Genomic DNA, 14,560 nt, shown 5'->3' on the forward strand with positions numbered 1-14,560 from the left:
AACGCGTTTCGAAATCCTGATCTTGAAAGCCAAATCGTGACCAGACCCAGCCGCCAGCAAGAACGGATCGACCAGATAACCGCCTTGCTAGATGTCTCGCCCGCCCTGCGTTTGCGGGATTTGTCCGAGCAGATGGGCGTGACAGAGATGACGCTGCGACGCGACGCGGCCCAGCCCGAGGCGGGGTTTGCCTGCCGGGGTGGCTATATCGTCACCACCCGCACGACCGAGCATTACGACTTCGACGCGCAGATGAACCGCGCCATCGACGCCAAGCGCGCGGCGGCGGGCCATGCGCTCGACCTGGTGCCCGAAGACGCGGTCGTGTTCCTCGATACCGGCACCACGTTGCCCCATCTCGCGCGGCTCCTGGCGCAGGGCAAAGCGCGGCGAATCATCACCCATTGTCTGACCACGGCGGAGATCCTTCAGGGGCGCAGCAGTGTCCCGGTCGAGTTTCTCGGCGGGGAGATCAAGTCGAGCACACGCTCCTGTCATGCCGGAAATCCGCAGGAGAGATTGGCGCCACTCGGAATCGACGTGGCGTTCCTCTCGGCTGGTGGCGTCGGTTCTGACGGTGCGCTCAGCTGTTCGCACGAGTACGAAGTCCCGGTGAAACGCGCGGCGATCGAGCTTTCGAAACAGTGTTTTGTGGTGGTGGACGCCAGCAAGATCGGCCAGCGCAAGCCGGTCGTTTTTGCCACGCTCGACGAGATTTCGGGCGTCGTGACCGAGGCCGGGCTTCTCGCCGGGATGAGCTTCACGTTGTAGTTGACACTCGCTGCGTCGCGCGAGAAGGTCCGAGTTATGTTGCGATCGTAACATTATCGGGCGGAGCCGCGAGAATTTTCGAACTGACGGAGAAAGAGAATGCCTGAGAAGATTGCCGTCGTCGGCTCGAACATGATGGATCTGGTGACCTATATCGACCGGATGCCGGGTCGCGGCGAAACCTTGGAGGCCCCCGATTTCGTGATGGGCTTCGGGGGCAAGGGCGCGAACCAGGCGGTGGCCGCCGCGCGGCTGGGCTCGGAGGTGGCGATGGTCACTTGCGTTGGCGATGACGGCTTCGGCCCGCAGGTCCGTGCCAATTTGGAAGCGAACGGGATCGACACGACCCATGTGCGGACGGTGGAAGGGTCGGCCTCGGGAGTGGCGCCGATCTTCGTCGAGCGCGATGGCGAGAACGCGATCCTCATCGTGAAAGGCGCCAACGCGGCGCTCGCCCCGGCTGACGTCGATGCGGCAGCCGAGACGCTGCGCGCCGCCTCCGCGATCCTGATGCAGCTCGAGGTCGATCTGGAGACCGTCTATCACACCGTGGCCTTCGGGGCGCGCGAAGGCGTGACGACGATCCTCAATCCGGCGCCCGCGCATCCCGACCTGGATATCGCGCGGCTCGACGGGCTCGACTGGTTCTGTCCGAACGAGAGCGAGCTGGCAATGCTCTCGGGGCTGCCGACAGGCACCGAGGATGAAGTGATCGCCGCCGCGCGCAGCCTGATCGAGCGCGGCATCCACAACGTCGTCGTGACGCTCGGCGGTCGCGGTGCGCGTCGGATCACGGCGGACACCGTCGAAGAGATCGCGCCCGTCTCCGTGACCCCCGTGGACACGACCGGCGCGGGCGACGCCTTCATCGGCAGTTTCGCGCATTTCCTCGGACAAGGGACGGAGCCCACCGCGGCGCTGACCCGGGCCGCGCGTTATGCAGCCCTCTCGATCACCCGTCGCGGTACGCAAACCAGCTACGCGACGCCCGCCGAATTCGACGACTTTCTTTCCGAGCATGGGCTCGGCTGAAGTATGCTGATCTTGTCCCGATCGCGCGCCCCGGAGATGTCCCCGGACGTGATGGCGAGGCTGTGACGAGTCCCGATTTAGGAGACACGCAATGAAGACCGAAATGAAAACCGAGACGCAGGCGGAAGGCGCTTTGGTGCCCACCGCCAACGCGGCGGGGGAGCATGTGCGCAACCCCGGCATGGCGCTCGATGTGGGGATGTTCGAGGGGCACCGGGTGAACCGCGCCGCCGCCGAACGCCGCTGTGCGACGCTCACTGCCCGGCGCAGCGTGAAGAAGGCGCATCAGGCGGCATGGCTGGTCAACGCGGTGCGTTGCATCGACCTGACGACGCTTGCGGGCGACGATACCGAAGGCCGGGTGAAGCGGCTCTGTGCGAAGGCGCGCAAGCCCTTGGCCTCGCATATCGAAGCGGGTCTCGGACTCAGCCCGGGCGAGCTGACCGTCGGCGCGGTCTGCGTCTACCCGACGATGGTGCCGCATGCGGTCAAGGCACTGGAGGGCACGGGGATTCCCGTGGCCTCGGTCGCGACGGGCTTCCCGACGGGTCTGATGCCGCTGCATCTGCGGCTCGAGGAAATCCGCTGGGCGGTGGCGCAGGGCGCGGCCGAGATTGACATCGTGATCAACCGCGAACTGGCGCTGACCCGGAACTGGCAGGGCCTGCATGACGAGATTGCGGCGATGCGCGAGGCCTGCGGTGACGCCCATATGAAGGCGATCCTGGCCACCGGCGAGCTGGAGACGCTCAACAACGTCTATTCCGCCTCGATGGTGGCGATGCAGGCGGGCGCCGATTTCATCAAGACCTCCACCGGCAAGGAAAGCGTCAACGCGACGCTGCCTGTCAGCCTGACCATGCTGCGTGCGCTGCGCGATTACGGGATGGCGACCGGCCACCGCATCGGCTTCAAACCCGCAGGCGGGATGAAGCAGGCGAAAGAGGCGCTGGCCTGGCAGATCCTGATGAAAGAAGAACTGGGCCGCGACTGGCTCAACCCCGACCTGTTCCGCTTCGGCGCAAGCTCGATGCTGGGTGATATCGAGCGTCAGCTGGAGCATTACGTCACTGGCCGTTACGCCGATAGCAGCCGTCACGCGCTGGCCTGAGGAGAGACAAAAATGAGCATTCAGAGCATCCTCGAAACCATGGAGTACGGCGTGGCCCCCGAAGACGACAGCCAGGCGCGCAAGTGGCTCGCCAAGCATGAGGGCGGCTTCGGCCATTTCATCGACGGCGCGATGACCAAGCCGGGCGATCTGTTCGAAGTCCGCGATCCGGCAAGCGACACGGTGCTGGCGCGCGTCACGCAAGGTTCGGCGTCGGACGTGGATGCCGCCGTCTCAGCCGCGCGCAGGGCGCAAAGCGGTTGGGCGAAGCTGTCGGGCCATCAGCGCGCGAAGCACCTCTACGCGCTCGCCCGTCACATCCAGCAGCATTCGCGCCTGCTCGCCGTGCTCGAGACACTCGACAGCGGCAAGCCGATCCGCGAGAGCCGCGACATCGACATCCCGCTGGTCGCGCGCCATTTCTATCACCATGCGGGCTGGGCGGAGATCCTCGAGGACGAGCTGCCGGGCCATACGGCGCAGGGCGTCTGCGGCCAGATCATCCCGTGGAACTTCCCGCTTCTGATGCTGGCGTGGAAGGTCGCACCGGCACTGGCGGCTGGCAATACGGTCGTGCTGAAGCCCGCCGAATACACGCCGCTCACCGCGCTGGCCTTCGCCGAGATCGCGCAGGAATGCGGCATCCCGAAGGGGGTGATCAACATCGTCACCGGCGACGGCGAAACTGGGGCTGCGATCGTCGGCCATGAGGGCATCGACAAGCTGGCCTTCACCGGCTCGACCGATGTGGGCCGCATCCTGCGCGAGCGCACGGCTGGTTCGGGCAAGGCGCTGACGCTGGAGCTGGGCGGCAAATCCCCTTTCATCGTCTTCGAAGATGCCGATCTGGACGCCGCCGTCGAGGGCGTGGTGGACGCAATCTGGTTCAACCAGGGTCAGGTCTGCTGCGCTGGCTCGCGCATCCTCGTGGCCGAGGCGGTGGCCGAACGGTTCGAGACGCTGCTGCGCGCCCGGATGAAGACGCTGCGCACCGGCGATCCGATGGACAAGAGCACCGATATCGGCGCGATCGTGCATCCCTCGCAGCTCGCGCGTATCCGCGATCTGGTCGAGAAGGGCGCAAGCGAGGGGGCGACGCTGACCCAAGGCTCTGCCCCGCAGGGCTGCTACTTCCCGCCGACGCTGGTGACCGATGTCGAACCCGCGAGCGTTCTCGCCACCGAAGAAATCTTCGGCCCCGTGGTCACGCTCACCACCTTCCGCACGCCGTCTGATGCGGTGGTGCTGGCCAACAACACGCGCTACGGGCTGGCGGCCAGTATCTGGTCGGAGAATGTGAACCTGTGCCTCGACATCGCGGGGCAGGTGAAGGCCGGGATCGTCTGGATCAACTCGACCAACATTTTCGACGCAGGCGCGGGCTTCGGCGGCTATCGCGAGAGCGGCTTCGGTCGCGAGGGCGGGCGCGAAGGCATGCGTGCCTATCTGCGCAATCCGGCAGCAGCTACCGGCAAGGGCAAGGGCACGACGCCCTCCGAGCTGGAGACCGGTCCTGCCGACACGATCAAGGGTGGCGAGATCGACCGCACCGCGAAGCTCTATGTCGGCGGCAAGCAGGCGCGGCCTGATAGCGGCTACAGCTATCAGGTGAAGGGCGGCAAGGCGGTCGTGGGGCTCGCAGGGCTCGGCAACCGCAAGGACATCCGCAACGCGGTCGAGGCGGCGCATAAGGCGAAGGGCTGGGGCAAGGCCACGGGCCATAACCGGGCGCAGGTGCTCTATTACATCGGCGAGAACCTCTCGGCGCGCGGCGCGGAATTCGCCGCCCGTCTGGAAAGCTTCGGCGCCTCGCGCAAAGCCGCCGAGGCCGAAGTCGAGACGGCGGTGGAGCGTTGCTTCTGGTATGCCGCCCAAGCCGACAAGTTCGACGGCGCGGTGCACGCGACGAAGTCCGAATTCGTGACCCTCGCGATGAACGAGCCGATCGGGGTGATGGGACTTGTGGCTCCGACCGCGCAGCCGCTTCTGGCGGCGATTTCGCTGGTGCTGCCTGCGATTGCGATGGGCAACCGCGTGGTGCTGGTCCCGAGCCAGACACATCCGCTGGCCGCGACCGACCTCTATCAGGTGCTCGACACCTCCGACGTGCCGGGGGGCGTGGTCAACATCGTCACCGGCCCGCGCGACGAGCTGGCGAAGACGCTGGCCGCCCATGATGGCGTCGATGCGATGTGGTATTTCGGCAATGCCGAGGGCTGCCGGATGGTCGAGGCGCAAAGCGCCGGGAACCTCAAACAGACCTGGGTCGAAGCCGACGACGCACGCGACTGGGGAGCCCGTGCGGGGCAGGGGCGCCTGTTCCTCGACCGCGCGACGCAGGTGAAGAACATCTGGGTGCCCTACGGCGCGTGAGGCCTCAGGCCCCTGACAGGGAAACGAGAAAGCGGCCCCGGAAGGGCCGCTTTTTTTGATGAGGGATCGGCGCGCGCAGAGCCGCGCTGTACCATGAATGAAAACACACGCGACCAAGCGGCGCGCGTGGTGAAATCGCTTTGAAATGGGGGGAGTAGTGGCAGTCCGTAGGGGAATCGAACCCCTCTTTCCAGGTTGAAAACCTGGCGTCCTAACCGATAGACGAACGGACCACTCTGAACCTTCCGGGCATACCTGCCTAAGGTGGAGCGGTGTTTAGGCCAGAGAACCGTGACTCGCAAGAGGGTATTTGCGGATTTTTGGAAAGTTTTTGTCCCTCCGTTACGGCAGTCTCGAAGCCTTGGAATTACAGCCCTTTTCTGTGTGCAATCGTGGGGCGTCGCTTACGCTTCGGACGCGTCCTCGAGCCGCAGCTGCACCTTGTTGCGCCCGCCCCATGTGTTGATCTCCAACCGTCCGGCGAGGTGGAAACGCTTCGCGCCCGGCTGGCTCAGCGCGGGGCCGAGCGGGCAGTCGAACGCGCCGAAGCAGACCGTCTCGATCCGCGCGCCCATACCGTCGCCGAACATGAAGCGCAGATGGCTCTCGCCGATCCGGCGCGCGCCCACGACTTCCATATCCGCAAAGGCGAAACGCGGGGCAGGAGCGCCTTGGCCGAAGGGGCCGGCGCGGTCGAGGTCTTCAATCAGTTGCGCGGTCGCCGCGCCCGGCATCAGCATCCCGTCGAGACGCAGGTCGCGCGGGCCGATCTCTCCCGCACCCTGTTTGGCCAGAAGCTCCGACAGGCGCGCCATCGCAGGCTCCAGCTTGTTTTCCTCCACCGTGAGGCCCGCCGCCATCTTGTGCCCGCCGCCTTTCAGCAGCAGCCCCTCGGCGGCGACGCGCTGGATCGCGGCCCCGATATCGACGCCGGCGACGGAGCGGGCCGAGCCTTTGCCGATCCGGTTCTCCACCCCGATCACGACCGAGGGGCGGTTCGTCGCCTCTTTCAGCCGCGCGGCCACGATGCCGACGACGCCCGGGTGCCAGCCAGCGCCCGCCGCCCAGACCAGCGGTGCGTTGAGCCCGCGTTCCTCGGCCTGCGTCAGCGCCGCCTCCCGCACAGCGTTCTCGACCTCTCGGCGCTCGGTGTTGAGCTGATCGAGCCGTTCCGCGATGGATTGCGCCTCGTGCGGGTCGGTTGTCGACAGCAGACGCGCGCCCAGATCGGCCGCGCCGATCCGCCCGCCTGCATTGATCCTCGGTCCCAGCACGAAGCCCAAGTGATAGGCGGCGGGCGCACGGTCGAGCCGCGCCACGTCCGACAGCGCCACGAGGCCGGGCCGCTCGCGCCGCGCCATGATCTTGAGCCCCTGCCGCACCAGCGCCCGGTTGCAGCCCGTAAGCGGCGCGACATCGGCCACCGTCGCAAGTGCCACCAGATCGAGAAGCGTCATCAAGGGCGGGCCCTGCACACCTTCGTCGCGCAGCTGCCGGTTCGCCTCCACCAACATCAGGAAGACGACTGAAGCCGCGCAGAGATGACCCAGCTCGCCGGTCTCGTCCTGTCGGTTCGGGTTCACCACGGCCAGCGCGGGGGGCAGGGTCTCGCCGCCAAGGTGGTGATCGAGGATGACGACATCGGCGGGCTTCGCGGCGGCTACGGGCTCGTGGCTCAGCGTGCCGCAATCGACGCAAACGATCAGCGGATGCTCGGCCCCGAGGCTTTCCATCGCGGGCACGTTCGGCCCGTAGCCCTCGTCGATCCGGTCGGGAATATAGAGCGTCGCCTCGCGCCCCATCGCGCGCAGCCAGTTGATCAGCAGCGCCGCCGAGGCGCCGCCATCGACGTCGTAATCCGCGAAAACGGCGATCTTCTCACCCGACTTCACCGCTTTCAGGAACCGCGCCGCCGCCTGCTCCATGTCGCGCAAGGATCGGGGGTCGGGGAGAAGTTCGCGGATCGTGGGTTCGAGGAAGCCCTCGCTCTCCTCCGGCGTCACACCGCGCGCGACGAGGATGCGGGCGAGGGGCAGGGGCAAGCGCGTCTGCTGCGCCATCGCCTCGGCCAGCCGGTCGGCCTCGGGTGTGGGGCCGATCCAGCGGCGGCCTGTCAGGGATTGCTCGACGGAAAGGAAACTGCTCATGGCGTCGGGTTTAGCTAAATCATGCGGAGGCTGCCAGAGGCGAGCGCGCCGCGCCTAGTCGGGGATGTTCTCCAGCAGCGCCTGACGCGAGTCCGAGGCGAATTCACGCCGCCAGAGCATCGCCGTGGTGAACAGCGTCGCCGCAATGAGCGCATAGGGCCCGAGCAGCCAAGCCAGCGTCGCCAGCGCGAAATAGACCGAGCGCAGCCCGCGATTGAAGCTCTTCGCGGCGTTGATGTTCACCTGCGCCGCCTGTTCGGCGCGCGGATAGGCCAGCGGGTCCTCGGGCTCGTTGGGCACCGCCGCCATTGCGATGGCGGCATAGGAAAACAGCCGATGCGACCAGACGAATTTCAGAAACGCATTCGCACCGAAGAGCACGGCCGTCAGGATGCGCGCCTCCCACAGCAGGTCCGGGCCGCGCGCGATGTCGAAATCATCGGCGAGATTCGTCAGGGGCTGCGGGTTCGCGATCAGCGCCAGCCCGGCACCGATAGCGATCAGCGAAGACGAGGCGAAGAAGGTCGTCGATTGCCGCAGCCCGTCCACCATGGCCGAATCGAAGATCCGCGGCTGGCGCGTCACCAGCTGGCGCATCCATTCGCGACGGTAGTTCTCCATCAGCTTGCCCATCGAAGGGCGCGCGGTGCTCGGATGTTCGGTCGTCCAGCCGATCACGAGCCAGCAGGTGACGAGAAGCGCAAGCGCCGCGAGATCGAGAGGCCCGAGCGGGCCGATATGAAACATCGTCGTCATATCGACAGTTAGCGCGATGCGGCTTCCCTTGTCACCGGGGCTTATTGGTTATATTTTCTGACCAACCGGGAGGAGTTTGCCATGGAAATGCCCAAGCCGAAGGAGGATCTGCTGGCGCGCAAGCCGCAGATCATCGCCCGCCTGCGCGAGGTTCTGCCCGCGGATGCGGTGATCGACGACCCCAGCGAGACGCGCGCCTATGAATGCGATGCGCTTTCGGCCTATCGCTGCCAGCCGCTGGGCGTGGTGCTGCCGCGCTCGACGGCGGAGGTCGCGGCGGCGCTGAAGGCCTGTCACGAACTGGGCGTGCCGGTGGTGCCGCGCGGCGCGGGCACCTCGCTTGCGGGCGGGTCGATGCCGCAGGCGGATTCGGTGGTGCTGGGGCTCGCGCGGATGAATGCCGTTCTGGAGACCGATTACACCAACCGCTTCATCCGGGTCGAGGCGGGACGGACGAACCTTTCGGTGACCGGGGCGGTGGAAAGCGATGGCTGGTTCTACGCGCCCGATCCGTCCTCGCAGCTCGCCTGCGCGATCTCGGGCAATATCGCGATGAATTCCGGCGGCGCGCATTGCCTGAAATACGGGGTGACGACGAATAACCTCCTCGGCGTGACGCTGGTCACGATGGAGGGCGAGGTGGTCGAGATCGGCGGACCGTATCTGGATGCGGGCGGGCTCGATCTGCTGGGGCTGATCTGCGGCTCGGAGGGGCAATTGGGCGTCGTGACCGAAGCCACGCTTAAGATCCTGCCGAAACCCGAAGGCGCACGCCCCGTGCTGATCGGATTCAACTCGAACGAGGTCGCGGGCGCCTGCGTCGCCGATATCATCAAGGCGGGCATCCTGCCCGTCGCGATCGAGTTCATGGACCGCCCCTGCATTCGCGCGACCGAAGCCTTCTGCCATGCGGGCTATCCCGATTGCGAGGCGCTGCTGATCGTCGAATGCGAGGGCTCGGAAGCCGAGATCGACGAGCAGATCGGCATGATCCGCCAGATCGCGACCCGTCACGAGCCGGTCGAGTTCCGCGAGGCGCAATCGGCCGACGAGGCCGCGCGGATCTGGCTGGGCCGGAAATCGGCTTTCGGTGCGATGGGGCAGATCAACGATTACATGTGCCTCGACGGGACGATCCCGGTCTCGGAACTGCCCTTCGTGCTGCGCCGGATCGGCGAGTTGTCGAAGGATTTCGGGCTCGACGTCGCAAACGTCTTCCACGCGGGCGACGGCAATATGCACCCGCTGATCCTGTATAACGCCAACGAGCCGGGCCAGCAGGAGCAATGCGAAAAGCTGGGCGCGGAGATCCTGAAGCTCTGCGTCGAGGCGGGCGGCTGCCTGACCGGCGAGCATGGCGTGGGCATCGAGAAGCGCGACCTGATGGATGTGCAGTTCGAACCCGCCGATCTGGAAGCGCAGATGCGGGTGAAGGACGTGTTCGATCCGAAATGGCTTTTGAACCCGGCGAAGGTGTTCCCGCTCGGTGCGAGCGCGAGCCGCCGTGCGAGCTGAAAAAGGAGAGGGGCGCTGCCCCTCTCGCTGACGCGAGCCCCCGGGATATTTTTGCCAAGAGGAAGGCAGATTTCATGAGAGTTGAAAGCGAGGCGCAGCTGGCCGAGGCCGTCCGGGATGCGGGTGGCGCGCTGGCGGTGCGTGGAGGCGGCACGCGGCCGGTTGGACGTTGTCTGGGCGAGCCGCTGGAAGTCGGGATTTCGGGCATCACGCTCTATGAGCCGGGCGCGCTGACGCTGGTCGTCGGCGCCGGAACGCCCCTCGCCGAGGTGGAGGCCGCGATTGCCGCCGAGGGTCAACGTCTGCCCTTCGAACCAGCGAATTGGGGCCCGGTCCTGGGCGTGCGCGGTCAGAGCACCGTAGGCGGTGTCGTGGCGGCGAACGTCTCGGGGCCGCGCCGGGTGCAGGCCGGGGCCTGTCGCGACAGTCTGATCGGCACGCGTTTCGTCGACGGGCGCGGGCAGATCGTGAAAAACGGTGGCCGGGTGATGAAGAACGTCACCGGCTACGATCTGGTGAAGCTGATGGCGGGAAGCTGGGGCACGCTCGGCGTGATGAGCGAGGTGGCTTTCAAGCTGCTGCCCGCCGCGCCGTCTCAGGCGACGGTGGTGATCGACCTTCCGGCAGGGGCCGCGCAAGTTGCGCTGGCGGCGGCGCTTGGTTCGCCCTTCGACGTGTCCGGTGCGGGCTGGTTGCCCGGCACCGGCGCGGTGGTCCGGGTCGAAGGTCTCGCCGAATCCGTCGCCTACCGGGCGGAACAGTTGCGCAGACTGATGGAGCCGTTCGGCCCGGTTCGGGTCGAGGAAGAGGGCTCGGCCGCGATCTGGCAAAGCCTGCGCGATCTGGAGCCGTTTATCGGCAAGGACGGCGATCTGTGGCGGCTCTCGGTGAAGCCTTCGGAGGCGTCTGACATCGTGGCAAGGCTCGGCGGCGAGGTGCTGCTCGACTGGGGCGGCGGGCTGATCTGGGCGCTTCTGCCGGAAGGCAGCGATGGCCGTGCGCTGGCCGCGCCCTATACCGGCCATGCGACCTGCATGCGCGGCGCGGCGGGCGTGACCTTCGAGCCCGAACCCGCGCCGATCGCCACGCTCACCACCGCGCTGCGGGCGCAATTCGACCCCAAAGGTATTCTGAACCCCGGAAGGATGGGCTGATGCAGACGAATTTTTCGCCCGAACAGCTGAAAGATCCCGGCGTCGCGCGCTCCAGCGAGATCCTGCGCGCCTGCGTCCATTGCGGGTTCTGCACTGCGACCTGCCCCTCCTATCAGGTGTTGGGCGACGAGTTGGACAGTCCGCGCGGGCGCATCTACCTGATCAAGGACATGCTGGAGAATGACCGGCCCGCGGATGAGAAGACGGTCAAGCATCTCGATCGTTGCCTGAGCTGCCTGGCCTGCATGACGACTTGCCCCTCGGGCGTGCATTACATGCATCTGATCGACCATGCGCGTGCCCATGTGGAGAAGACCTACAAGCGCCCGATGATGGACCGGCTGCTGCGCTGGACGCTGGCGAAGATCGTGCCCTATCCGGGCCGCTTCCGTCTTGCGATGGGCGGCGCGAAGTTGGCGAAGCCCTTCGCGGGGCTGCTGCCCGACAAGCGCCTGCGCGCGATGGTGGGCATGGCGCCGAAAACCATCCCGCCGGTCAGCCGCAACGATGACGCTCAGGTTTTCGCGCCTATGGGCGAGAAGAAATACCGCGTGGCGCTGCAGATCGGCTGCGCGCAGCGGGCGCTCAACACCGATATCAACGACGCGACGATCCGGCTGCTGCGGCGGTTGGGCTGCGAGGTGGTGATACCGAAGAACCTTGGCTGCTGTGGGGCGCTGTCGCATCACATGGGCCGCGAGAAAGAGAGCCATGCGCAGGCCGCGCACAATATCCGTGCCTATCTGAGCGAGGGCGATCTGGATGCGGTGATCATCAATACGTCGGGCTGCGGCACTACGGTGAAGGATTACGGGCATATCTTCCGCAACGATCCGATCGCCGAGGATGCGGCGAAGGTGGCTGGGCTCGCCTGCGACATCTCGGAATTCCTCGTGAACATCGGTCTGCCCGAGGGCAAGGGCGGGATGCGAGTCGCCTATCACGCGGCCTGTTCGCTCCAGCACGGTCAGCAGATCAAATCCGCGCCGAAGGATCTTCTGAAACGCGCCGGCTTCGAGGTGGTCGAGCCCGCCGATAGCCATCTGTGCTGCGGCTCGGCGGGCACCTACAACCTGCTGCAGCCGGAGATTTCCGACGAGCTTAAGAAGCGCAAGGTGGCGACGCTCGAGGCGAAGCAGCCGGAGGTGATCGCGGCGGGCAATATCGGTTGCATGGTGCAGATCGGCGGCGGCACGGAGGTGCCCGTTGTCCACACTGTCGAACTTTTGGATTGGGCCACGGGCGGGCCGAAGCCACCCGCGCTTGCGCAAGCGTGATCCACGCCACAATCTGGCCGCATCGGGGCGCTAAGCAGGACGAAACGCCCCGCAATCTTCGGAGCCCCGATGCGCCTTCTTGCTCTCGCTCTTGCCTGTCTGACGGCCGTTCCTGTGCTTGCGCGGGCCGAGACGATCACCCATGCGACGCCCTTGCGCGCGCTGGAAACCGGCGACGATACGCGCGGCTGGCAGGCGGTCGGGCGGCTCGATCTGGGTCATGGCAGCTTTTGCACCGGCACGCTGATCGCGCCTGATCTGGTGCTGACGGCGGGGCATTGCCTCTATGACAAGCGCAGCGGTGCGCTGATAGACGCGCGGGAGATCGAGTTCCTCGCGGGTTGGCGCAACGGCCGCGCCGAAGCCTATCGCAAGGTGTCGCGCGCGGTGCTGCATCCCTCCTATCACTATGGCGGGCCGGTCGGCGTGAAGCGTTCGGAATTCGATCTGGCGCTGATCAAGCTCGCCCAGCCGATCCGCCTGCCACAGCTTCAGCCCTTCGAAGTGTCGCGCAGCGCGCCTTATCGTGGCGAGGAGGTCGGCGTGCTCTCCTATGCGCAGGGCCGCTCGGAGGCACCGTCGCTGCAACGAAACTGCTCGGTGCTGGAGCGCGCAGGCGCGACGGTCGTGATGAGTTGCTCGGCCGATTTCGGGGCCTCGGGCTCGCCGGTCTTCAGCTTCGCCAACGGCCGCCCCGAGATCGTCTCGGTGGTCTCAGCCAAGGCCGAGATGGGCACGCGCCCGGTCTCGATCGGGGCGCTGGCCAATGGGGTCGCCGATCTGCGGCAGGCCATCGAGAGCCGCGACAACGTCGCCACTACCCGCGAAATTCGCGCGGGCGGGGCCAAGTTCATCAAGGCGAACTGAGCGCGATGGGCGTGAAGCGGGTCATCTTCGGCGTGATCGCTCTGGCACTGCTTGGCGGCATGGGCGAGGCGCAGGAGGCGCGCAACTCCGCGCTCGATCGCCTGTCGCAACGCGCGGATCTCTTCGGCTGGGAGGCGGTGGGCAAGGTCACCATCGGGGCCGAGGGCTATTGCACCGGCGTGCTGATCGCACCCGATCTGGTGCTGACCGCTGGCCATTGCATCTACGACCGACGCGCGCAGGGGCCGCGCGATCCCGCGACGTTGGGTTTTGCAGCCGCGCAAACCGACGGGGCGGAGGTGGCCGCGCGCCCGGTCGTCGCGATGGTCGCCGATCCGGACTATAACCCGTTCGTGCCGCTCTCGATCGACACCGTGCGCCACGACGTCGCGCTTTTACAGCTCTCCGCGCCGATCCCGACGTCGATCGCCGCGCCTTTTCGCGTCGGCGACGTGCCCGCCGCGGGGGCGGAAGTGTCGGTGGTATCTTATGCGCAGGGCCGGGCCGATGCGCTGTCGTGGCAAAAGGCCTGCCGCGTGTTCGGGCGGGCCAAGGGGCTGATCGGCTTCGATTGCGATGTCGATCACGGCTCCTCGGGTGCGCCGGTCTTCGACCGCTCGGGGCTTGCTGCTGGCGGGCGGGCGCAGATCGTGTCGCTGGTTTCCTCGGGCTCGCGCAGGAATGGCGTCTCGCGCGCCTACGGGATGGAATTGCCCGCGATCGTCGCGCAGTTGAAATCCGCGCTGCGCAGCGGGCGCGGCGTGATCCGCGCTGCCTCCCCCAGCGTCTCCGCCGCGCCGCAGATCCGTCGCACGGAGCCCGGGCAGGGCCAGCCGCGTATACTGTCTGGCGGGCGCACAACCGGCGCGAAATTCCTGCGTCCCTAAGGGCTTGGCCCGAAGCGGCGCCCCTCTTGAAACGTCGCGAGAGATTTCCCAAATTTATGAGTGCCGGAATGCCTGATGAGGGTTCTGGCGCCTAACTGCCCGGCCCCGCAAGGGGCGGGTTTCATAACCATCGCTCAAGAGAGGATGATGATATGCGAAGCTTTGATCTTTCGCCCCTTTACCGCGCCACCGTGGGCTTCGACCGCGTGGCTGATCTGATGGACCGTGCGCTGACCAGCGATCTCGCGCAGCCGACCTATCCGCCCTACAATATCGAGAAGACTGACGAGAATGCCTATCGCATCTCGATCGCCGTCGCGGGCTTCGGTTCGGATGAGCTGAGTGTCGAACTCAGAGAGGGCGCGCTGATCGTGACCGGTCGCAAGGCCGAGGACGATTCCGGTCGCACCTATCTGCATCGTGGCATCGCGACCCGTGCCTTTGAGCGCCGCTTCGCGCTGGCCGATCATGTCAAGGTCACCGGAGCCACCCATGAGGATGGGATGCTCCACCTCGATCTCGTCCGTGAAGTGCCCGAGGCGCTTAAACCGCGCCGGATCGAGATTGCGGGCCCGACCAAGTCCGAGGCCAAGCAGGTCGAGACGGTCGACGCCTGAGGCATCTGCCATCGTTGAAAAATGACGGGCGCGGGGGGAAACTCCCGCGCTTT

At 66.4% G+C, this 14,560-nt stretch carries 12 protein-coding genes and 1 tRNA gene; 10 read left to right on the forward strand and 3 right to left on the reverse strand.

Annotation, left to right across the window (positions count from 1 at the left end):
* The first annotated feature begins 36 nt into the window (after positions 1 to 36).
* From B6V74_RS08530 to B6V74_RS08545, 4 genes are all read left to right on the forward strand, one after another.
* The gene (locus tag B6V74_RS08530) at positions 37 to 771 is read left to right on the forward strand and encodes a DeoR/GlpR family DNA-binding transcription regulator (protein WP_168184197.1); all 735 of its coding nucleotides are present in this window, start codon (positions 37 to 39) and stop codon (positions 769 to 771) included.
* A 99-nt stretch (positions 772 to 870) separates the two neighbouring features.
* Entirely contained in the window at positions 871 to 1,803 is a 933-nt protein-coding gene (rbsK, locus tag B6V74_RS08535) for a ribokinase (RefSeq protein ID WP_088722525.1), read from the forward strand.
* Between the two features lie 181 nt (positions 1,804 to 1,984).
* Positions 1,985 to 2,914 (forward strand): deoxyribose-phosphate aldolase, encoded by a 930-nt coding sequence (deoC, locus tag B6V74_RS08540; protein ID WP_075776990.1) that lies wholly within the window; start codon positions 1,985 to 1,987, stop codon positions 2,912 to 2,914.
* A gap of 12 nt (positions 2,915 to 2,926) precedes the next feature.
* Entirely contained in the window at positions 2,927 to 5,287 is a 2,361-nt protein-coding gene (locus B6V74_RS08545) for an aldehyde dehydrogenase family protein (protein ID WP_206185190.1), read from the forward strand.
* 158 nt (positions 5,288 to 5,445) lie between these two features.
* On the opposite strand, the gene B6V74_RS08550 is transcribed toward B6V74_RS08545, so the two are convergent.
* From B6V74_RS08550 to B6V74_RS08560, 3 genes are all read right to left on the reverse strand, one after another.
* Positions 5,446 to 5,520: transfer RNA gene (locus B6V74_RS08550), tRNA-Glu, on the reverse strand.
* A 171-nt stretch (positions 5,521 to 5,691) separates the two neighbouring features.
* Positions 5,692 to 7,434 carry a single-stranded-DNA-specific exonuclease RecJ gene (gene recJ / locus B6V74_RS08555; RefSeq protein ID WP_088722526.1) on the reverse strand — a complete coding sequence of 581 codons (1,743 nt, stop codon included), beginning with the start codon at positions 7,432 to 7,434 and terminating at the stop codon, positions 5,692 to 5,694.
* Between the two features lie 54 nt (positions 7,435 to 7,488).
* Positions 7,489 to 8,190, reverse strand: coding sequence for a DUF599 domain-containing protein (locus tag B6V74_RS08560; protein WP_088720133.1), 702 nt, complete (start codon positions 8,188 to 8,190; stop codon positions 7,489 to 7,491).
* Positions 8,191 to 8,271: 81 nt separating this feature from the next.
* Between B6V74_RS08560 and B6V74_RS08565 the strand changes: the two genes are divergently transcribed.
* The 6 genes from B6V74_RS08565 (at position 8,272) to B6V74_RS08590 (ending at position 14,507) form a co-directional block, all read left to right on the forward strand.
* Positions 8,272 to 9,705, forward strand: coding sequence for an FAD-linked oxidase C-terminal domain-containing protein (locus tag B6V74_RS08565; protein ID WP_075775726.1), 1,434 nt, complete (start codon positions 8,272 to 8,274; stop codon positions 9,703 to 9,705).
* Positions 9,706 to 9,779: 74 nt separating this feature from the next.
* A complete protein-coding gene (locus tag B6V74_RS08570; RefSeq protein WP_088722527.1) occupies positions 9,780 to 10,859 on the forward strand; it encodes an FAD-binding protein in 1,080 nt (359 codons plus the stop codon).
* Positions 10,859 to 12,136: a glycolate oxidase subunit GlcF gene (gene glcF / locus B6V74_RS08575; protein WP_088722528.1), complete on the forward strand. Its 1,278-nt coding sequence runs from the start codon at positions 10,859 to 10,861 to the stop codon at positions 12,134 to 12,136. The genes B6V74_RS08570 and glcF overlap by 1 nt, the downstream gene beginning before the upstream one ends.
* 69 nt (positions 12,137 to 12,205) lie before the next feature.
* A complete protein-coding gene (locus tag B6V74_RS08580; protein ID WP_088720136.1) occupies positions 12,206 to 13,003 on the forward strand; it encodes a S1 family peptidase in 798 nt (265 codons plus the stop codon).
* 5 nt (positions 13,004 to 13,008) lie between these two features.
* Positions 13,009 to 13,890, forward strand: a complete 882-nt coding sequence (locus B6V74_RS08585; protein WP_240497075.1) for a serine protease — start codon at positions 13,009 to 13,011, stop codon at positions 13,888 to 13,890.
* A gap of 152 nt (positions 13,891 to 14,042) precedes the next feature.
* Complete coding sequence (locus B6V74_RS08590; RefSeq protein WP_075775721.1) at positions 14,043 to 14,507, forward strand: Hsp20 family protein; 465 nt, start codon at positions 14,043 to 14,045, stop codon at positions 14,505 to 14,507.
* The last annotated feature ends 53 nt before the right edge of the window (positions 14,508 to 14,560 follow it).

Source organism: Thioclava sp. F42-5, from assembly GCF_002213195.1.
In the GTDB taxonomy this organism is placed as follows: Bacteria; Pseudomonadota; Alphaproteobacteria; order Rhodobacterales; family Rhodobacteraceae; genus Thioclava; species Thioclava nitratireducens.

Coding starts and splice junctions, on each gene's coding strand:
- B6V74_RS08545 (WP_206185190.1), top strand. CDS start 2,927: ATGAGCATTCAGAGCATCCTCGAAACCATGGAGTACGGCGTGGCCCCC.
- recJ (WP_088722526.1), bottom strand. CDS start 7,434: ATGAGCAGTTTCCTTTCCGTCGAGCAATCCCTGACAGGCCGCCGCTGG.
- B6V74_RS08580 (WP_088720136.1), top strand. CDS start 12,206: ATGCGCCTTCTTGCTCTCGCTCTTGCCTGTCTGACGGCCGTTCCTGTG.
- glcF (WP_088722528.1), top strand. CDS start 10,859: ATGCAGACGAATTTTTCGCCCGAACAGCTGAAAGATCCCGGCGTCGCG.
- B6V74_RS08565 (WP_075775726.1), top strand. CDS start 8,272: ATGGAAATGCCCAAGCCGAAGGAGGATCTGCTGGCGCGCAAGCCGCAG.
- B6V74_RS08590 (WP_075775721.1), top strand. CDS start 14,043: ATGCGAAGCTTTGATCTTTCGCCCCTTTACCGCGCCACCGTGGGCTTC.
- B6V74_RS08570 (WP_088722527.1), top strand. CDS start 9,780: ATGAGAGTTGAAAGCGAGGCGCAGCTGGCCGAGGCCGTCCGGGATGCG.
- deoC (WP_075776990.1), top strand. CDS start 1,985: ATGGCGCTCGATGTGGGGATGTTCGAGGGGCACCGGGTGAACCGCGCC.
- B6V74_RS08585 (WP_240497075.1), top strand. CDS start 13,009: ATGGGCGTGAAGCGGGTCATCTTCGGCGTGATCGCTCTGGCACTGCTT.
- rbsK (WP_088722525.1), top strand. CDS start 871: ATGCCTGAGAAGATTGCCGTCGTCGGCTCGAACATGATGGATCTGGTG.
- B6V74_RS08560 (WP_088720133.1), bottom strand. CDS start 8,190: ATGACGACGATGTTTCATATCGGCCCGCTCGGGCCTCTCGATCTCGCG.